The 16,607-nt window shown below is 50.2% G+C and carries 23 protein-coding genes and 3 pseudogenes; 13 read left to right on the top strand and 13 right to left on the bottom strand.

The annotated features are described in order from the left end of the window. Positions 1-145 precede the first annotated feature (145 nt). The 7 genes and pseudogenes from HV213_RS30910 to HV213_RS30880 form a co-directional block, all read left to right on the top strand. Positions 146-499: a hypothetical protein gene (locus HV213_RS30910; protein ID WP_022652347.1), complete on the top strand. Its 354-nt coding sequence runs from the start codon at positions 146-148 to the stop codon at positions 497-499. 10 nt (positions 500-509) lie between these two features. After that, positions 510-686, top strand: a complete 177-nt coding sequence (locus HV213_RS30905) for a hypothetical protein (protein ID WP_162859439.1) — start codon at positions 510-512, stop codon at positions 684-686. Positions 687-806: 120 nt separating this feature from the next. After that, the gene (locus HV213_RS30900; protein WP_022652345.1) at positions 807-1,088 is read left to right on the top strand and encodes a hypothetical protein; all 282 of its coding nucleotides are present in this window, start codon (positions 807-809) and stop codon (positions 1,086-1,088) included. Between the two features lie 237 nt (positions 1,089-1,325). After that, positions 1,326-1,931, top strand: coding sequence for a hypothetical protein (locus HV213_RS30895; protein WP_015063019.1), 606 nt, complete (start codon positions 1,326-1,328; stop codon positions 1,929-1,931). A 433-nt stretch (positions 1,932-2,364) separates the two neighbouring features. Next, positions 2,365-3,705, top strand: coding sequence for an ISNCY family transposase (locus HV213_RS30890; RefSeq protein ID WP_000589001.1), 1,341 nt, complete (start codon positions 2,365-2,367; stop codon positions 3,703-3,705). 420 nt (positions 3,706-4,125) lie between these two features. After that, complete coding sequence (locus HV213_RS30885; RefSeq protein WP_003030308.1) at positions 4,126-5,364, top strand: IS110 family RNA-guided transposase; 1,239 nt, start codon at positions 4,126-4,128, stop codon at positions 5,362-5,364. Positions 5,365-5,839: 475 nt separating this feature from the next. Continuing rightward, a pseudogene (locus tag HV213_RS30880) lies at positions 5,840-6,235 on the top strand (cytochrome b/b6 domain-containing protein); the annotation flags it as partial. 124 nt (positions 6,236-6,359) lie between these two features. On the opposite strand, the gene HV213_RS30875 reads toward HV213_RS30880, so the two are convergent. Beyond that, positions 6,360-7,340 (bottom strand): IS5-like element ISKpn26 family transposase, encoded by a 981-nt coding sequence (locus HV213_RS30875; RefSeq protein WP_000019450.1) that lies wholly within the window; start codon positions 7,338-7,340, stop codon positions 6,360-6,362. 68 nt (positions 7,341-7,408) lie between these two features. Here HV213_RS30875 and HV213_RS33415 point away from each other — a divergent pair. Beyond that, positions 7,409-7,612: pseudogene (locus HV213_RS33415) on the top strand (cytochrome b/b6 domain-containing protein); the annotation flags it as partial. Positions 7,613-7,811: 199 nt separating this feature from the next. Beyond that, entirely contained in the window at positions 7,812-8,735 is a 924-nt protein-coding gene (locus HV213_RS30870; protein ID WP_000167917.1) for a cation diffusion facilitator family transporter, read from the top strand. Positions 8,736-8,856: 121 nt separating this feature from the next. Here the strand turns inward: HV213_RS30870 and HV213_RS33410 are convergent. Next, positions 8,857-8,973, bottom strand: a pseudogene (locus HV213_RS33410) (hypothetical protein); the annotation flags it as partial. A gap of 24 nt (positions 8,974-8,997) precedes the next feature. Here HV213_RS33410 and relB point away from each other — a divergent pair. From relB to HV213_RS30855, 3 genes are all read left to right on the top strand, one after another. Then, complete coding sequence (gene relB / locus HV213_RS30865) at positions 8,998-9,237, top strand: type II toxin-antitoxin system antitoxin RelB (protein ID WP_000534858.1); 240 nt, start codon at positions 8,998-9,000, stop codon at positions 9,235-9,237. Continuing rightward, a complete protein-coding gene (gene relE / locus HV213_RS30860) occupies positions 9,237-9,524 on the top strand; it encodes a type II toxin-antitoxin system mRNA interferase RelE (RefSeq protein WP_000323025.1) in 288 nt (95 codons plus the stop codon). Before relB ends, relE begins: the two co-directional genes overlap by 1 nt. Positions 9,525-9,594: 70 nt before the next feature. Beyond that, positions 9,595-9,753 (top strand): type I toxin-antitoxin system Hok/Gef family toxin, encoded by a 159-nt coding sequence (locus HV213_RS30855; protein ID WP_064758473.1) that lies wholly within the window; start codon positions 9,595-9,597, stop codon positions 9,751-9,753. 233 nt (positions 9,754-9,986) lie between these two features. Here HV213_RS30855 and HV213_RS30850 read toward each other — a convergent pair whose 3' ends face one another. The 11 genes from HV213_RS30850 to HV213_RS30805 all read right to left on the bottom strand — a co-directional run bounded on the left by HV213_RS30850 (position 9,987) and on the right by HV213_RS30805 (position 14,189). Next, positions 9,987-10,193 carry a hypothetical protein gene (locus HV213_RS30850; protein WP_044255297.1) on the bottom strand — a complete coding sequence of 69 codons (207 nt, stop codon included), beginning with the start codon at positions 10,191-10,193 and terminating at the stop codon, positions 9,987-9,989. Positions 10,194-10,232: 39 nt separating this feature from the next. Then, complete coding sequence (locus HV213_RS30845; protein WP_032610485.1) at positions 10,233-10,583, bottom strand: hypothetical protein; 351 nt, start codon at positions 10,581-10,583, stop codon at positions 10,233-10,235. Between the two features lie 23 nt (positions 10,584-10,606). Further along, positions 10,607-11,176: a hypothetical protein gene (locus HV213_RS30840; RefSeq protein WP_032610483.1), complete on the bottom strand. Its 570-nt coding sequence runs from the start codon at positions 11,174-11,176 to the stop codon at positions 10,607-10,609. Between the two features lie 44 nt (positions 11,177-11,220). Next, positions 11,221-11,553: a DUF5417 domain-containing protein gene (locus HV213_RS30835; protein ID WP_032610481.1), complete on the bottom strand. Its 333-nt coding sequence runs from the start codon at positions 11,551-11,553 to the stop codon at positions 11,221-11,223. 124 nt (positions 11,554-11,677) lie between these two features. Continuing rightward, the gene (locus HV213_RS30830) at positions 11,678-11,926 is read right to left on the bottom strand and encodes a hypothetical protein (protein ID WP_050596976.1); all 249 of its coding nucleotides are present in this window, start codon (positions 11,924-11,926) and stop codon (positions 11,678-11,680) included. 59 nt (positions 11,927-11,985) lie between these two features. Further along, complete coding sequence (locus HV213_RS30825) at positions 11,986-12,540, bottom strand: hypothetical protein (RefSeq protein WP_015063016.1); 555 nt, start codon at positions 12,538-12,540, stop codon at positions 11,986-11,988. Between the two features lie 185 nt (positions 12,541-12,725). Then, positions 12,726-13,007 (bottom strand): hypothetical protein, encoded by a 282-nt coding sequence (locus HV213_RS30820; RefSeq protein ID WP_032610524.1) that lies wholly within the window; start codon positions 13,005-13,007, stop codon positions 12,726-12,728. After that, positions 12,994-13,125: a hypothetical protein gene (locus HV213_RS33645; RefSeq protein WP_255344485.1), complete on the bottom strand. Its 132-nt coding sequence runs from the start codon at positions 13,123-13,125 to the stop codon at positions 12,994-12,996. Before HV213_RS33645 ends, HV213_RS30820 begins: the two co-directional genes overlap by 14 nt. Continuing rightward, positions 13,125-13,541 (bottom strand): hypothetical protein, encoded by a 417-nt coding sequence (locus tag HV213_RS30815; protein ID WP_032610480.1) that lies wholly within the window; start codon positions 13,539-13,541, stop codon positions 13,125-13,127. The genes HV213_RS33645 and HV213_RS30815 overlap by 1 nt, the downstream gene beginning before the upstream one ends. Then, positions 13,541-13,795: a hypothetical protein gene (locus HV213_RS30810; RefSeq protein ID WP_032610479.1), complete on the bottom strand. Its 255-nt coding sequence runs from the start codon at positions 13,793-13,795 to the stop codon at positions 13,541-13,543. The genes HV213_RS30815 and HV213_RS30810 overlap by 1 nt, the downstream gene beginning before the upstream one ends. A 10-nt stretch (positions 13,796-13,805) precedes the next feature. Next, positions 13,806-14,189 carry a hypothetical protein gene (locus HV213_RS30805; protein ID WP_050596975.1) on the bottom strand — a complete coding sequence of 128 codons (384 nt, stop codon included), beginning with the start codon at positions 14,187-14,189 and terminating at the stop codon, positions 13,806-13,808. Between the two features lie 1,174 nt (positions 14,190-15,363). Here HV213_RS30805 and HV213_RS30800 point away from each other — a divergent pair. Then, positions 15,364-16,569, top strand: a complete 1,206-nt coding sequence (locus HV213_RS30800; protein ID WP_032610476.1) for a DNA-binding protein — start codon at positions 15,364-15,366, stop codon at positions 16,567-16,569. The last annotated feature ends 38 nt before the right edge of the window (positions 16,570-16,607 follow it).

The following is a 16,607-nucleotide window of genomic DNA, read 5'->3' as shown; positions in this document are numbered from 1 at the left end:
TCATCGGCACACTTAAAATAAAACCCGTCCTTTTCCCGGTTGCCATTTTCACTTTTCAGATATTCGTCAAAATATTTCACCACGGGTTATTTGGGCCAGAGGCCGTATTGATATAATGAGTTCACATTTCTGAAAGGAGTTTTAGATGAATAAGTCTCTGGTCAGCTTTGCGGAATTATCCGGCGATGCTATTAATCTTGCGCGACAGTCGGTTATCGAGATGGAAATGACCGCTGCCCGGGAAAAGATTGGAAAGGCTCGTTCGTTATTCCGCTCAGGTATTCATCGTGCTGTTAATGGCTATCCGCTGATTCAGTCGGCGGCTAACCAGATGAGCGTCATTAAACGACTCCAGAGCGACACAGAATATCTCGATGCCTGTATTACTGAGAATCTTTGTATGTTCTCGACAGAGGGTTATCTGTACCTGTTTATGCAACGCCGCTTCATTAATGAACCCGTGTCTGAAGGCCGGGAACTGAACAATATTTCCATTTAAAGGTGACATTATGAAACCATTTGGACTTGCCGGAAAACCGCAGCCTGAGCCCTGTGGCTGCTGCTGGTACTACCCGGAGGATTGCCGTTATGCTGCTGCGAAACCGCTTTACCGCCGCAGCCAGCGTAAGGCTGAGCGTCAGCGTCAGCGTGCGACTATTACCCGCACACTGGCCGAATCACGATAGCCGTAAGGACTGCTCATGCCTGGGCTGACAGTACCCTGTTACCTGGCGGCATTATCCGCTGTGAGTGATTATGATTAAATACGTCACCACGTCGACTTCCCCGATATCACCGGAGCAAAGATGAAACTCAGTCAGTTGGAGGCGGGGATGACCGTTTGGTCACTCTTCCGAACCAAAATGGGCAATACCACCATTAAGACAGTAACTCTTCATTCTGTCGTTATTCAGGAGGTTTACGATAACCACGTTATCGCCAGCTGGAACCGCAATGCGCCGCGTCGGTTCGGGGAAACGGCGATAAGTAGCTGGAAAAAAGATAAGCCGCTACTCATCCGCGACCGTTCCGGAAGTGCCCGTTTGGCGACGCGGGAAGAAAAATCCCGAATATTGGAATCAAAATAGCGCCCGTCCATCTTATCGGTTTGGCCCGTTCCGTTCTCAGCGTATTCCGGTGATGGCAGTTTCCCCCCCCCACTTAACTGTAGGGAAACAAAACAGCTCATTGCATCCCACCTTCCTGCTGTCATTTCCCTCTTTAATCCCGTTTTTTTCGAGCCCTTAACCCGCAAACTAGCTCCCGTTCACCGGGTATGATCAGCGTGTCTGTGACCATTAATTTTCAGAGTGAGGAGAGGGTACATGAACCAAACTGAATCGGACCCGTCCGGATATACCGCAACAACGGTCGATGAAGAACGCATGGCCATCAGGGAACTGATCGGCGAAGTGGTCGGCCGCTACCGTAGACAGGTACCGCCTGATCGCGTCCAGAAAGCTACTTTTGAGGTGAATGGCGGGCTGCTCATGGGGCTTTTGCTTGCTCTGCTGATGCTGGTATGTATTATCCAGCGTGTGGCAACTGGCGACCGACTGATGAGCTTTACCGGAGAGCCTGACGTCCGGGATATTCAGTTTACCCTGATGCTGGTCATGGAGCTCGCACTTGGCATTGTTGTCTGGTTCCTGATTGCGACGGGGGACTATTCGCGTCCCTGGCTCTATCGTCTTACTCCGGCAAAACCCGTCTGGCTTTTTGATGAAGTGGAGGACTCCGATTTGGTGCTGCTTTCCAGCAATCCCTTTATCAAACGCTGGCTTCACGAGGAACTAACGAAAATCAGGCGACTGACGTATACCCGCCTCGATGAGAAACTGGAGAAAATCGCCCATTACCCGGATAGCCTAATGCACAGTTGTGTTCGTGCTCACCGTTTGTCACTGATCGCGGGTTCGAAGACTGACTGATTACAGCCGGAAAGAAGCGGGGGACCGGACGGGCTGGCGGCGTTGAGTGTAGAGATTTGCATCCGTCTGTTTCGTCAGCGATTACGTCAGCCGTCCGCTGTTACGGCCTGCGAGGCAGCAAAACCTGAAATACTTACTTATTAAATATTTAGGCGGTCGACCTGTTCGTTTGAAGGGGGCTGGGTGGTATAATGGCTTCGGTGCTGGAGGCTTTTGCCCCAGCCAGCAGAATCACTGTTTGACTGTGGTAAAAAGCAGAAAGCCCCGAGTAATTTTTTCAAATTAACCCGAGGCCCCTGATGCTAGTCACATTAAAGGTTAGCCTCTTACCTGCAAAAATGCAAGGAGAAGAAGCCATGTGTTAACACCAAGCTGTAATGTCCCCTTTGAACCATTCTAAAATGTCCCCAGACAATTCTCTGGGGGATTTTTCATGATCAAAGAGACTGTTACGATGAGTCATAAGGAACTCGACCGACTTCACATTATTCAGGAGTCACTTAATCGCCATATTACTCAGGAACAAGCTGCGGCACGCATTGGCATTTCTATTCGGCAGGTTAAACGTCTGGTGCAACGGTATAGAAATGAAGGGCCTTCTGGTCTAGTTTCCCGCCGACGTGGAAAGCGTCCCAATAATTCCTTTTCTACCGAATTCAGAGCAACAGTAATTTCACTCCTCAAAGGCCGCTACGCTGATTTTGGACCTACGCTTGCGTGCGAAAAATTGCGCGAGATACACGGCTTGTGTTTATCCATTGAAACTCTCAGGAAGTGGATGGTAGAGGAGGGCATATGGCGCGAACGTCGTCGTAAGTTTGCCCGAATTTATCAGCGCCGGATGCGGCGCCCATCCTACGGTGAACTCATCCAGATTGATGGCTCGCCTCATGACTGGTTTGAAGGTCGGGGCCCCAAATGCACACTGATAGTCTTTATCGATGATGCTACCAGCGCTCTGATGGCGCTACGATTCGCTCCTGCAGAAACAACCCGGGCTTACATGGAAACCCTCCGGGGTTACCTTAATGATCATGGCGTACCACTGGCTCTCTATTCTGACAGACACAGTATATTCAGAGTAAATAACCCGGAGCGGGAAGGAGAGTTGACTCAGTTCACACGTGCGATAAAGACACTGGGCATCGAGCCAATCCATGCCAACAGCCCGCAGGCAAAAGGGCGGGTAGAGCGTGCCAATCAGACACTGCAGGACAGGCTGGTCAAAGAAATGCGGCTTCAGGGTATCAGTGATATTGAAACAGCAAACGCATGGTTGCCGACCTTTATTGAAGCCTATAACAACCGGTTTGCTACGCCGCCTCGTATTGCTGATAACGCCCATCTTGATGTACACCATTCTGAAGAGGAACTGGGTTATATCTTCAGCCTCCAGGCGAAGCGCGTTCTCTCCAAAAATCTCACTTTCCAGTACAAAAGCAGTGCGTTTCAGATTCGCAGTGAAGGCCGGGGATATCGACTTCGGCATTCGGTTGTCACGGTATGCGAAAGCTTTAACGGTGAAATTAAGGTTCTGTATGATGGGAAAGCGTTGGGATGGGAAAAATATGTTGATGGCCCGGAGCCTATACCACTGGATGATGAAAAAAGTGTCCATGAACGTGTGGATAATGCCCGTTTTGATTTACGCTCAAAATTCTACGTAAAACCTAAAGCTGACCATCCTTGGCTCACGCGCCGCACGCAAAGTAATCAGCAAGTGAAGCCCCCTAAATTACCCAGAAAGAAGGCTGATCCCGATAAAATGGACTGAAACCAGGCGTTATTCAGTTGAGTGCATATCCAGTCATAGGATAGATTCTTACGTAGCGTTTCTGGCGTGCATTTTCGGGTGGTTTGTTACTGTTTTTAACGGGGACACGTCAGAAACGCGCTCAGGCCGTCTGAGCGGTACGCGTAATGCGGCGTTATGGTAAATAGCCTATGCTAATGTCCGCTAAGAGCGAGATATAGTCATTCGCACCCTGAGAATTACACTTTAAGTGATTCAGGGTATGCGCTTACTGGTTACGAATATTGAGCGAGAATCACGTGATGATCGCCGCTTTTCTTTCGAGCCAGTGGGTGCTCCACGTTCGCTAACGAATACTCAGGGCATGCAGATAAACTGCTGGCTATATTTCTTTCGAAGAGCGTGGAATGCATACCAATCCCCGATAAAAAGGAGTTGGTGATGACTGCGACTAATCAATTTGCTGCGCACGTTGGTCTGGACTGGGCAGATAAAAAGCACGATGTCTGTGTTCAGTTTAAAAACGGTGAACGCACATTCCATGTGATTGAACATACGCCGGAAGCACTTGATGTCTGGCTTACCGAGTTACACCAGAAGGTAAAAGGCAGGATCGCTATCGCCGTTGAGCTGAAGAAAGGTCCCGTGGTGTATGCTCTTCAGAAATATCCATTTATCACCGTTTTCCCCGTCCACGCTTTGTCCCTGGCTCGTTACCGGCAGGCCTTCTCGCCCAGCGGCGCTAAAGATGACCCGCAGGATGCCGAGCTGGCATTAGAGTTAATGCTGCGTTATCCCCAAAAGATAAAAGCCATTGAACCCGACAATGCGGATATCCGGTTACTCCAGCAACTGGTTGAGCAGCGCCGTCAGCTGGTTGAAGATAAACGCCGTTTTGTGAACCGGATAATCAACACACTTAAACAGTATTATCCTCAGCCACTGGAGTGGTTCTCACATCGGGGTAGCTTACTATTGTGTGAGCTGATTATCCGGTGGCCCAGTCTGCAACAACTGAAACGAGCGAGGCGCGACACGATCCGCAACTTTCTGAATGCCAAAGGTGGCCGCGCAATGGCTCTTACCGAGCAACGTGTTGCGAGTATTGATAACGCGATCCCATTGACTACAGACCCGAGCGTTATAGAGGCTAATGCTTTGATGGCAACAGCACTGGCGACACAAATTAAAGTCGTGAGTGAAATCATCAAAACCTATGACGAACGAATCGAAGCGTTGTTTGACACATTGCCAGATGCGGAGCTGTTCAAATCACTTCCGGGCATGGGGCCGTGTATGGGCCCACGAATGCTTGCTGCACTTGGTGATAACCGTGACCGGTTTAACAGCGCTGAAGAAATTCAAAACTACGCAGGTATTGCACCGGTGACAGAACGAAGTGGCCAGAAATCCTGGGTTCACTGGCGATGGCAGTGTGCCAAGTTCGTCAGGCAAACCTTTGTTGAATGGGCTGCCAAGACGGTTAATTCATCATACTGGGCCAGACTGTATTATCAGGGCCTCAGAGAGAAGGGCAAATCTCATCAGTCTGCGATCCGGGCACTGGCGTTCAAATGGATAAGGATCATTTACCGCTGCTGGAAGGCCAGAACCCAGTACGATGAAGCAAAATATTTGCTGGCTCTCGAAGCGCGCCACTCGCCCTTACTGAAGCCATAAAAAGCTTGTCGAATGTCTCAGGGCGTGAAGCGGACATTGCAGACTGCCCAGTAGAAAAAGTGCTATCAGAATTATCTAAAGGAAGATCGTATTTACCATGTCTCATTCTAACTGTTTAATAAATTACAAAAATTAAAATTTCCATTTAATATCATCGCGTTAAGCAAGAGAATTAAACCTCTCATTTAATTTATGATTCTTATTTAATTCATGAGTTGGTGTAAAAATAGGTTGCCGCACTATAGAAAGACACATATTTAAACCCAGCAGGAAATCATATTTGAAAGTAATGTGTTTAAGGGGCTGCGTAACAAGAACAGCAAGTAAACACATAGTAATAACAGTTACCATTCCCATTTCGCAAGTGGCCATATCAGAGGTGAACTAATGCCTGCTGCAATTTTAAGAATTAAGGTTATCCTAATAATTCTTTTGTATGATTAAGATCATCGATAAATTTACTAAGGACTCATTAATGAAATTGCGACTCTGGAATCTATTACCCCATGATTACGCTCCTTTTTTTCGTATTCTTCACATCATTGTGGCATTTCTAATATTATCACAAATTATTAACTCTAATCTGACAGAGACCGAAGCAATTGGTGAACATAGTCTTGAAGGAGTTATAACCTGGATGCACATTATTTCAGGGTTAGGACTGATTATTTGTGGTTTTATTATGTTAAGTTGGATGCTTACTCAAAGAGGTTTTACTTATTATTTTTCATGGGTAGGGCTTGACTTTAGTGGTATTAAGCAAGATATAAAAACGTTGACTAGTTTCCGACTGCCCGATGCACATTCGGGAGGTATTGCCAGTACAATCCAAGGATTTGGAGTTCTAGGGAAGGTGCGAATAAGCAGGTCATTTCTTCCCAAGCTGACTCGCTGATTAAAATTTCGCGGATCTGGGCCGATTTTTTTCCCGCAAACACATCGAATCAGCCTATTTAGGCTATTTTTTCCACCATTTCTGGCGTTATTTCCGGTTTTTACTGAGATCTCTCCCACTGACGTATCATTTGGTCCACCCGAAACAGGTTGGCCAGGGTGAATAACATCGCCAGTTGGTTATCGTTTTTCAGCAGCCCTTTGTATCTGGCTTTCACGAAGCCGAACTGCCGCTTGATGATGCGAAACGGGTGCTCCACCCTGGCACGGATGCTGGCTTTCATGTATTCGATGTTGATGGCCGTTTTGTTCTTGCGCGGATGCTGCTTCAAGGTTTTTACCCTGCCGGGACGCTCGGCGATCAGCCAGTCCACATCCACCTCGGCCAGCTCCTCGCGCTGTGGCGCTCCTTGGTAGCCGGCATCGGCTGAGACAAATTGCTCCTCTCCATGAAGCAGATTACCCAGCTGATTGAGGTCATGCTCGTTGGCCGCGGTGGTGACTAGGCTGTGGGTCAGGCCACTCTTGGCATCGACACCAATGTGGGCCTTCATGCCAAAGTGCCACTGATTGCCTTTCTTGGTCTGATGCATCTCCGGATCGCGTTGCTGCTCTTTGTTCTTGGTAGAGCTGGGTGCCTCAATGATGGTGGCATCCACCAAAGTGCCTTGGGTCATCATGACGCCTGCTTCGGCCAGCCAGCGATTGATGGTCTTGAACAATTGACGGGCCAGTTGATGCTGCTCGAGCAGGTGGCGGAAATTCATGATGGTGGTGCGATCCGGCAGGGCGCTATCCAGGGATAATCGGGCAAACAGGCGCATGGAGGCGATTTCGTACAGGGCATCTTCCATGGCACCGTCGCTCAGGTTGTACCAATGCTGCATGCAGTGAATACGCAGCATGGTCTCCAGCGGATAGGGCCGTCGGCCATTGCCCGCCTTGGGATAAAACGGCTCGATGACAGCGGTCATATTCTGCCATGGCAGAATCTGCTCCATGCGGGAGAGGAAAATCTCTTTTCGGGTCTGACGGCGCTTAGTGCTGAATTCACTATCGGCGAAGGTGAGTTGATGGCTCATGATGTCCCTCTGGGATGCGCTCCGGATGAATATGATGATCTCATATCAGGAACTTGTTCGCACCTTCCCTAGCATTGCTAATTGTAGCACTTTCAGGTGGCCTATGGTTCTTGTTGAATACCATGCAGTCAAATCTGGCTGAAACAGTAATCCACTGGCATAAGTTCTTTACTACTTTCATTGAGGTCTATTTTTATGCACATGGTGCAATGGGAGTTTTGCATATTTTAATTGAAAAATATAAAAGCCGCTCAGTTAACCTAAGTGACTAATCTGTTGTGAGATAATATTACTTCAAGTTGAAGAAAACCCTAAAAATAAAATTTAGTTTACTAGAAGATGAAACAGCACTTGCAGAGACTTTTTAATTAAATTTAATAAAAACGAAAAAATATTCATGGCGAAATGATTGTTTAATTATCTATCATGGATAGAAATGTGAGTTAGTCGTCCTATTTTAGGAAGTTAATAATGACTAAAACAAAAGGGTTACCTCGTCCGCTGACGCACTACGCTTGGCTTTCCATTGCCACGGCTATTGCCACTATCGGACTCAAAGGTGTGGCGTGGAAAATGACCGGTTCGGTCGGTCTGCTATCTGATGCCATCGAATCCGTAGTTAACCTCGCAGGAGCCCTAATGGCGCTCTGGATGCTGACCTTGGCTGCGCTTCCGGCCGATGAGAACCATGCATATGGGCACGGCAAAGCCGAATATTTCTCGAGTGCTTTCGAAGGATTTCTGATCCTATTGGCGGCAGCCAGTATCGCCTATACCGCAGTTGAGCGGATGTTAACTCCACAGCCGCTTGAGGAGATTGGTCTCGGATTACTGGTTTCAACAGTCGCATCAATCCTTAATTTTGTGACGGCTCGCATTTTGTTAAGGGCTGGCAGGCAGCACAACTCTATCACTCTTGAGGCAGATGCTCATCACCTGCTGACCGATGTCTGGACGTCGGTCGGTGTCATTTTTGGTGTCGGACTGGTTTATCTGACCGGCTGGTTTTGGGTCGATCCGATCGTTGCATTGCTGGTCGCAGCCAACATCGTTTGGACTGGTTATCAGCTTATGAGTCGTTCAGCTGCAGGTCTGATGGACGTATCGCTACCCACGGAAGAACTCAAAAAAATCGAGTCACTGCTGGCAGGATATCGTGAACAGGGGCTTGATTTCCATGCACTACGTACACGCCAGGCTGGCGGGCGGGCGTTTATGACAATGCACATCCTAGTTCCTGGGCGATGGACTGTTCAATATGGGCACGACTGGGCCGAGCGTATAGAGAATGATATCCGCACCGCACTGCCTTTTATCCATATCACCACTCATGTGGAACCGTTGGAAGATCCCGCGTCAATGAACGACCAAACGCTCGACATTTCTGATCACTAAACTAACCACATGTCGCTGGTCGGGCAGGGTAACAAACCTCGCTCTACAAAAATTTCAGGTATTCTCTATAATTCTGAGGGTACTTGATGTGACCTGCGCCCAATTGTTGGGCACGCAATATTTTTAAAAAGTCCGCTTCTGGCACAAAGCGGACAGTGATCACCGTTCTTACGACTACTTTCTGACTTACTTCGTGACTTGCCCTAAGCATGTTGTAGTGCGATACTTGTAATGACATTTGTAATTACAAGGGGTGTAAGACATGGGTAGCATTAACCTACGTATTGACGATGAACTTAAAGCGCGTTCTTACGCCGCGCTTGAAAAAATGGGCGTAACTCCTTCTGAAGCGCTTCGTCTCATGCTCGAGTATATCGCTGACAATGAACGCTTGCCGTTCAAACAGACACTCCTGAGTGATGAAGATGCTGAACTTGTGGAGATAGTGAAAGAACGACTTCGTAATCCTAAGCCAGTACGTGTGACGCTGGATGAACTCTGATGGCGTATTTTCTGGATTTTGACGAGCGGGCACTAAAGGAATGGCGAAAGCTGGGCTCGACGGTACGTGAACAGTTGAAAAAGAAGCTGGTTGAAGTACTTGAGTCACCCCGGATTGAAGCAAACAAGCTCCGTGGTATGCCTGATTGTTACAAGATTAAGCTCCGGTCTTCAGGCTATCGCCTTGTATACCAGGTTATAGACGAGAAAGTTGTCGTTTTCGTGATTTCTGTTGGGAAAAGAGAACGCTCGGAAGTATATAGCGAGGCGGTCAAACGCATTCTCTGAACCAAAGCATGACATCTCTGTTTCGCACCGATGGTGACACTTCTGCTTTGCGTTGACAGGAGAAGAAGCCATGAAACTGCCGAACCAACCCGTTGTTTTGTGCGTATTGATAGTATGTCTTACGCTGTTGATATTCACCTGGCTTACGCGCAATTCGCTCTGCGAACTGCGGCTGAAAGACTGTACGCGGGAAGTGTCGGCTGTGATGGACTACGAATCCGGTAAGTAGCTGAAAGAGGGGGGGTAACCCCCCTCGATTCAGATGTGGCCAGCAAGCCAATAGCACCTTTAGAAAAGGGTTTCTCCGGTCGGGGAAACCCTTTTTTCCTTCCGTTCGGTGGCAGACCGCCACTCAATTACCCAAGGCATTCAACAGTCTCAGTGGAATACCGTCGGATTAAAATTCTCCCCAGAACGGCTGCGGCTCGCACTGGGTACCTCCTCCTGCGTCCTGTTTAATTCTCAACGCCTCAATTTTTCGAGGACCCGCCGCAATTTCCGAACCTGGCTGGTCGTGGAGAGAGTACTGGTTTGTGGATGACATGCACTGGTCTTCTCATTGGGCTGTAGCTCATAGGACATAGCCAGTGCGGTCAGTGCTTCTTCAGCATCCAGCAGAGCTTTAATGGCCGTCTGGCGCATCTCTGCACGGCGTTCAATTATGGTCATGTTTGTCCTTGCTGCATCCGGTAAAATGACGCCGGGTATTCAGTCTTTCACGTTTTTCAGAATGGCCTGGCGGCAGGCATTCCAGATCGTCTGGGCATTCGCATCGCAGTCCACGAACCCGCCGCATTCCTGATAGATGACCTGGTAGACGCTGTCTGGGATCTTCTCCGGTACAACCGGGGAAAAGATGCTGACGGATGCCTTTCCTTCGGCGGCGTCACAGACGGCGTCCAGATGATTCGCCATCCATTCGGTTAAATTCAGATCCTCCTGAATTGCCTGCGCCTTATAGCGTTCTTTTCTTGTTACAGTGGCACGCATCTGAATTTGTACGCTCGCAGGCTCTTCGCCCTTCATCGCATTCTGAAGTGCAGATTTGGGCTGTTTCATCTTCGTTTTCATTTTCAATCGCACTATTTGGAAAGCGGCTTGTCTTCAGTGGGCTGAACCGGGGCTGTCTCCCCCGGCGTAACCAGCACACCAGCTTCACTCAGCACATGTCTCCACTGCTCATCCCGGTAGGCCGTTGCGGCGTCGGCAGAATCAAAGCATTGGTCGCAGGGCGGACAATTTACGGTAACCAGGCTCACTACCGGCTTAACGTAGTACGCTCTTCCCCGTGGATAATCTTTTCCACAAGGGGCATAGAGCTCCTCGTCCCCACCAACACGGCGGAGGTGGAATTCTGGTTGCTGGCTGGCCTGCTCGGACAGCTTCACGGATGCCGTCTGCCAAGCTGCGATAGCCCGGGTCATGTCGCTTTCATGCCTGGCAAGATCTGCATCCCGGCGAGCCAGTAGGTGCGCGATAATATTGGCTTCATCGTAATTGATGACCGCCATTAGTTGACGGGTCGCTTCATCCCAGTCCTGTACTGCGGAGCCATCCAGTGGATTAGCGAGGTGCGCCTGGTATGTCGTACGGTAATTTGCGGCAGCACCTTCCAGCTGGTGCAGTTTTTCATCCGATAGTTGTTCGGTCATTGCACAGTTCCTTTTAGATGCAGGCTCAACGCTTGCATTAAAATTCATGCCGTCTGTTTGGCTGCGGCTTTACGCTGGGCGGCGATATGGGCGGCAATCTGCTTTTTGAGGCGCTTATAGTCAGCCCTGAAGCGTGCCACGTCATCGATCTCAATCATGTACCCGCAGCTGTAACCGGCATGCCCAAACGCATCGTCATCTTCGTAGTTTGGACAGTGATCGCTTTCCCAACCCGCTGCATCCAGCAATTCATCAATAGCGACGAGGTGTGCCCTGGGCGCATTCTCAATGATGAAGTAGAGCGAGCGACCCCAGAAGTGGCTGCGGGTACCTTCGATAACAGCAGTGTCGTTCGTGGTCTGGCGGGAAAGTTTCATTGGATACTCCTTTGCCCGGAGCCGCCGGGGCGGGGGTGTGATGTTCACACCTTGTGTTTGCAGTATGCGGTCCTTTTCAGGCAACCGGGAAAGTAACTTTTCGCTGCTGCTGGTGGACTGTCGCCTATTGCTCGCCAGCCTTTTTCTTTAGATAGTTTACGTCTGACTCATCACATACCTGATCCATATGACGCTGAATCCATGCCGAGATAGTCAGGCCATTACGCTTCGCCTCACGGACATAGCGTGATTTTTTCTCCGGGGTCATACGCATCTGGACCAGTGCCGTTGCTTTGTCGGCCTCATCTTTTTTCGCGTTATCGTTGCCCTTCATATGGATCGCGTTAACGTGCTTTTCATTGTTATCGGTCATAGTGTTCTCGGTCAAACAGAGCCGCGTAGTGCGGCTCCCAGGGGGAGAGTGCAGCCGTGTCATGTCGCTGTTGAAACCGTCGGGTCAGGGGCCAGTCCTGTGGCGAGGTTTACGGAAACGTTCTGCACGTTAGAATGAATTGTCTGGTCAGGCTGTTGGTCTGTATTATGGACGACGGTGTCTGATGGATTGTCAGCCATTCGAACAAGATCACCGGCCATAACTTCGTGCCGATGATCAAGCATGACTACGCCAGTCCGTGCCTGGGCACGGGGTGTGCCGTTAGCGCTGCGGATGAATGCACTTCGAAATCCCGTCACGGTACGAACAGTACCCTTGTCCAGGACCCGCTGGCCCGACTCCAGAGTCTCAGCTGCGGCCGCATGAAATTCCGCCACGGCAGCAGCAAACCACTTTTCGAAACGGGGAGCAATGGTCTTCACGGCAAGCGAGGTACAGGAATAGACCTGTTCAACCTGCTTAGAACCGTTTTTATCGGTAAAGGCGATAATGCCGATTCGGCCACAGTTAACGGTGTAGAAGGTTGGTCTGAAGCCGTTGGTGAGGAGTGATTTAACAGCTGAGAAGAAAGCGGATTTAAGCATCGGTTTCATGGGGTTATCCTGTATGCCCGGAAACGCCGGGGCGTGCGGCCAGAGTGCCGCTGTGTGATTAAATATACAGAATCAGAGTTGTTTTGTCAATACAAAACAACGGGTGCTTTTTCCACCTGATAGCTGTATTTATTTTTTAAATCAGACTGTTAAAGTTGTAATGCGCAGTGCAGCAGCGGGCTGAGTCAGCCCACCGAGATCACCGCCGTTGTGGCTAACTCCTGCCCACGCCCGGTCAGCCGTACGCGATAGAAACAGCTCTGTTCTAACCCACTTTTCAGAGTGAACTCAATCAGGCCCAGCCGGAAGAGGGGCGGCAGACTGGGGGCATTAACCGGAAAATATCCCAGCGTACTGAGGCAATCTGGACGCTGCTCCATCCCTTTCTTTCCGTTGCCCTGCATCAGGTAGCGGGTTCCGGTATTCAGCCGACGCAGAGTATAAATTTGGGCGTTAGTCAGCGTCATGATCATCGCCCTCTTCAGTGGAAGAGCTGACCGGCTGTTTCCAGCCGCAGTGACAGTCCTGTAGCGTTCCATCCCCCCCTTCAAGGTACGCCAGGCACTCGGGGCAATACAGCTTCATTACCACGGGACCACCTCGACATGTTCACCCAGCCAGGCCAGCTTCTCGCGAAGCAGTTCGGCGGCATTCATCTGGTCTTCGGCCCAGAATGGAGCGAGTCCCATAAATTCGCACCAGTACGCCAGACCGGATTTTCCGTCGTCCCGGTAAGTCCAGACCGCCTGGCCGTGACCCACGCCGGAGTCGACGGTTACATACAGCCCGGGCATGCATTCACAGGGCTCCTCGCAGTCGCAGGTGCCACTCTGGACCACGCGTACTCGTCTCAGCTTCACTGCGGTACGCAGGCGCAGGAGCTCCTCCAGCGCATCAGCGTCGAATTTCGTCGTGCTGACAAGGGTGTTTGCACTGGTTTTACGCAGCGCCTGAATACGGGTGCGAAGCGCATCGTTGCTGATAGTAGCCTTAATCATCATTATTCCCCCATCTCACCCAGCTGCTTGCGGATTGAAACGCTTTCCGCACGGAGTTCATCTTGTTTTGCCAGCAGGAAACGTTTTACAAGCGCCATCGCGTCCAGAAATTCAGTGGGCTCACATTCAACCCGTTCGCACACGCTCTGAACGGCTTCCGTCACCAGCGGCATTACGTCCAGCGCTGTCTGCATTTCCGAAATCACAGAGGAGTTGCCTGCGTAACGGGTTGCCAGTGACAGAGTCTCTTTGCTCATGGATCGCTCCTTATGCCGAGACCGGACGGACAAACAAGTCATGCGCCCCATCTGCCAGCGGCTCGCAGTAATCACCGAAACCGTCTGGCACAATGCTGCCATCGGCCACGATGCAGGAAGCCACCGGTTTCTGTGCCCGGTACGCTGCCAGTTCGGCTGCGTCGACTTTCGCGCCATCGGTCAGGTCAAAATGCAGATCGTCATACGCAGAGCCGTTCAGCTCTTCTTCCAGACTGATAGCCGCATTCAAGGTAGCCAGCGCATCAGCGACGTCACGTGAGTTGATTTTTGCGTCGCGCAGCTCTAGCTCAAAGGCCAGTTGCAGGCGGCGTACAGCGACGATGTGGGACTTATGCTGGGACAGACGAATGAGGGTGTCGATATCGTGGGTCATGATGCTTACCTTATGCCCGGAAACGCCGGGGCGTTGGTGCGGATGCCGCGCCATGGGATTACTATGATCTTCTGAACTTCTATTGTCAATACAATAGAAAACAACGTTTTGAGGATTTTTTATACAGGACGGATGCTGCGGTAAATTCAGTTGCACACAGTCATTAGCCCCTGCATTTACAGAAGATGGAGGCGGTTTAATCCAGGAGCTGACATCTTGATATGGACGCCAGCCGTCACAGCATGATTCTGCCCGGGGACACCGCGCCGAGTGTGACCTCCCGCAGACGGAAGAAGAGCGGGGGAGAATGTGCCCCTTCTCCCTGCGGTGGTCGCTGGGTTCAATATAGGATTGAAATTCCCCGCTTATCGACCAGATGTGGCATGCGAACAGGGTAGAATACTATTCCGGATTCACGAATTATCAGCGCCAGCCGGTGACCCGCTGACGTACCCGCTGCAACCTGTGCCGAAGGTGTCGACATGATTAAAAAGGAATGTATGAAAGAACGTACACAATCCCCGGGTGAGTCGTTTGCTCACGCTGAGTTTATGGAGAAAGTCTTTACCAACTTACGGATGTTTTGTGACGCCGAATACCGACGGTTAGCCACAGGTGAGAAAGAAACCCAACAGTCGCAACCGGAAAAGACCATACATTCGCATTATCTCGTGTAAGACCCATGCCGCCGTATCCTTTCCCGATGGCCGGGCAGATTTAGCCTGGCCCGATTTTAATTCCCTCATTCTACCTGCCCCGCGTTGAGATGTTCGACAGTGATCCCGGTTATTCTTTTATAGCGATAGATAGATTGCCATTCCATATTTTGGAAAAGTAACTTTAGATGCCTTGTGACGCCGCAGTTCCCCTCTTACTCATCTTCCCTTCAGCGCATGTAACACCTTTCATGCTGACGGTTCTGCATTATTGTGGGTTCTTGCAGACGGAAAAGTAACTTTTTCGATAAATTCCGGCTTTTTGGTACCCGATTTCACACTAAAGTTAAATTTGGCCTCCTTAGCGAAAAATTAAAACGGACGGATCACGTACTATTACCACGGGAAAAAAAGTTACTTTTTTTTTCGCCTCAGGTTATTAGGAAATGAATCGAACCTGGTATTGTTGTGTTGTAGCGAACAACCACCCTAAACGAAAATTTAAAAGGAAGGCCACAATGTCCACTATCGAAAATGATGTAAAAACCGCTAACAACGATATCAGCCTGCGCACTTACCTGGAGCGTTCCGGTAACGGCGCACGCAAAAGCAATGGTCTGGTCATCAACCCGGCAGTGGTCGAAGAGGAAGAAGGTTTTAACACCCGTACCGCTGGCATGGGAGAAAGCTACTACTCCTTACCCCACGTGGTAGCCCACCTGAACAGTCTTAAAGAGTCCTATAAGTCTGAGCCTTTAAGCGTACCAGCTATCGTCGTGCAGGTTCTGAATGGTCGTCCTGTTCTGCGTCAGGGGGCATGTCGTATCCGCGCCGCCGCTATGGCAAACATCGAGCTGGCAGAGGAAGGGCGTGAACTGATTTCGTTAATTCGCTGCGAGGAGTTTCGCGGTAGCCGCGCCAGTGCCGAACAGTTTACGCTGGACGGTAACTCTAATCTGGCTCTGTCTGTCGTGGCTGAGGCGCTCTCCATCAAACGGATGGTCGAAGATGCTGAAGAACCTAAAACGTTCGCAGAACTGGCCAAGCGTCGCGGTAAAACAGAACAGCACCTGCGTCAGATGGTTCGCGTCCTGGACCTGCCTGAAGCCCTCCAGGTTATGCTGGTGACAGGGGAAGTGAGCATGTATGTCGCGCTGGATGAATATCTCTACAGCGGCGATAAGGCCGTGAATAATATCACCAAAGCCATCGACGTCTATGGCAAGGCTACGGCCAAAACCCTTAAATTCGTCAAAGCTGGCAACATTGATGCAGCCATGCAGCCGAAAGCGCCGGTCGTGCAGGAAACGAACGCAAACACCCCTGAAACCACCGTGACGGAACAAACATCCGTCGAAGGTACTACGGATGAGACCACCCCGCCGCAGCTGGTGGACGGGAATGTTGGGACCAACCCGGAGCCAACTCCGGAAAACACCCCGGAGCCGAAGGCGAAAGATCCGATCAAAACGCCAGAGCCTAAAACTGTATCGGTCTCCAGCGTACTCAACAAAAAGACCGTGACGACGATTGCGGACACGGCAATCCCGCTTTTTTCGCGTATTGCGGAAGAAGCAGAACAACGTGCCGCTAAGAACCTCAGCGACGATACGTACACCTTAGTGCTGACCAATGATGAGATGAATGCCATCTGTGAAGCCCACGGCAATCTCACGCAGTACCTGCGTAAGCATGCCGAAAAGCAGCAACAGGGCCAGGCATGATTTTCTGACCGACCCTCCACCCGGTAGGGTCGGTTACC

This window comes from Klebsiella sp. RHBSTW-00484 (assembly GCF_013705725.1).
Classification (GTDB): domain Bacteria; phylum Pseudomonadota; class Gammaproteobacteria; order Enterobacterales; family Enterobacteriaceae; genus Klebsiella.
The sequence above is the reverse complement of the archived record's forward strand: the minus strand, read 5'-3'. Positions and strand labels throughout refer to the sequence as shown.

Excerpts from the sequence above, each read along its gene's own strand:
- HV213_RS30905 (WP_162859439.1), top strand. The coding sequence starts at position 510 with ATGAAACCATTTGGACTTGCCGGAAAACCGCAGCCTGAGCCCTGTGGC.
- HV213_RS30875 (WP_000019450.1), bottom strand. The coding sequence starts at position 7,340 with ATGAGCCATCAACTCACCTTCGCCGATAGTGAATTCAGCACTAAGCGC.
- HV213_RS30800 (WP_032610476.1), top strand. The coding sequence starts at position 15,364 with ATGTCCACTATCGAAAATGATGTAAAAACCGCTAACAACGATATCAGC.
- HV213_RS30830 (WP_050596976.1), bottom strand. The coding sequence starts at position 11,926 with ATGACCGATAACAATGAAAAGCACGTTAACGCGATCCATATGAAGGGC.
- HV213_RS30805 (WP_050596975.1), bottom strand. The coding sequence starts at position 14,189 with ATGACCCACGATATCGACACCCTCATTCGTCTGTCCCAGCATAAGTCC.
- HV213_RS30885 (WP_003030308.1), top strand. The coding sequence starts at position 4,126 with ATGACTGCGACTAATCAATTTGCTGCGCACGTTGGTCTGGACTGGGCA.
- HV213_RS30900 (WP_022652345.1), top strand. The coding sequence starts at position 807 with ATGAAACTCAGTCAGTTGGAGGCGGGGATGACCGTTTGGTCACTCTTC.
- HV213_RS30835 (WP_032610481.1), bottom strand. The coding sequence starts at position 11,553 with ATGAAACTTTCCCGCCAGACCACGAACGACACTGCTGTTATCGAAGGT.
- relB (WP_000534858.1), top strand. The coding sequence starts at position 8,998 with ATGGGTAGCATTAACCTACGTATTGACGATGAACTTAAAGCGCGTTCT.
- HV213_RS30855 (WP_064758473.1), top strand. The coding sequence starts at position 9,595 with ATGAAACTGCCGAACCAACCCGTTGTTTTGTGCGTATTGATAGTATGT.
- HV213_RS30895 (WP_015063019.1), top strand. The coding sequence starts at position 1,326 with ATGAACCAAACTGAATCGGACCCGTCCGGATATACCGCAACAACGGTC.
- HV213_RS30810 (WP_032610479.1), bottom strand. The coding sequence starts at position 13,795 with ATGAGCAAAGAGACTCTGTCACTGGCAACCCGTTACGCAGGCAACTCC.
- HV213_RS30820 (WP_032610524.1), bottom strand. The coding sequence starts at position 13,007 with ATGACGCTGACTAACGCCCAAATTTATACTCTGCGTCGGCTGAATACC.
- HV213_RS33645 (WP_255344485.1), bottom strand. The coding sequence starts at position 13,125 with ATGAAGCTGTATTGCCCCGAGTGCCTGGCGTACCTTGAAGGGGGGGAT.
- relE (WP_000323025.1), top strand. The coding sequence starts at position 9,237 with ATGGCGTATTTTCTGGATTTTGACGAGCGGGCACTAAAGGAATGGCGA.
- HV213_RS30890 (WP_000589001.1), top strand. The coding sequence starts at position 2,365 with ATGATCAAAGAGACTGTTACGATGAGTCATAAGGAACTCGACCGACTT.
- HV213_RS30825 (WP_015063016.1), bottom strand. The coding sequence starts at position 12,540 with ATGAAACCGATGCTTAAATCCGCTTTCTTCTCAGCTGTTAAATCACTC.
- HV213_RS30845 (WP_032610485.1), bottom strand. The coding sequence starts at position 10,583 with ATGAAACAGCCCAAATCTGCACTTCAGAATGCGATGAAGGGCGAAGAG.
- HV213_RS30815 (WP_032610480.1), bottom strand. The coding sequence starts at position 13,541 with ATGATGATTAAGGCTACTATCAGCAACGATGCGCTTCGCACCCGTATT.
- HV213_RS30850 (WP_044255297.1), bottom strand. The coding sequence starts at position 10,193 with ATGACCATAATTGAACGCCGTGCAGAGATGCGCCAGACGGCCATTAAA.
- HV213_RS30870 (WP_000167917.1), top strand. The coding sequence starts at position 7,812 with ATGACTAAAACAAAAGGGTTACCTCGTCCGCTGACGCACTACGCTTGG.
- HV213_RS30840 (WP_032610483.1), bottom strand. The coding sequence starts at position 11,176 with ATGACCGAACAACTATCGGATGAAAAACTGCACCAGCTGGAAGGTGCT.
- HV213_RS30910 (WP_022652347.1), top strand. The coding sequence starts at position 146 with ATGAATAAGTCTCTGGTCAGCTTTGCGGAATTATCCGGCGATGCTATT.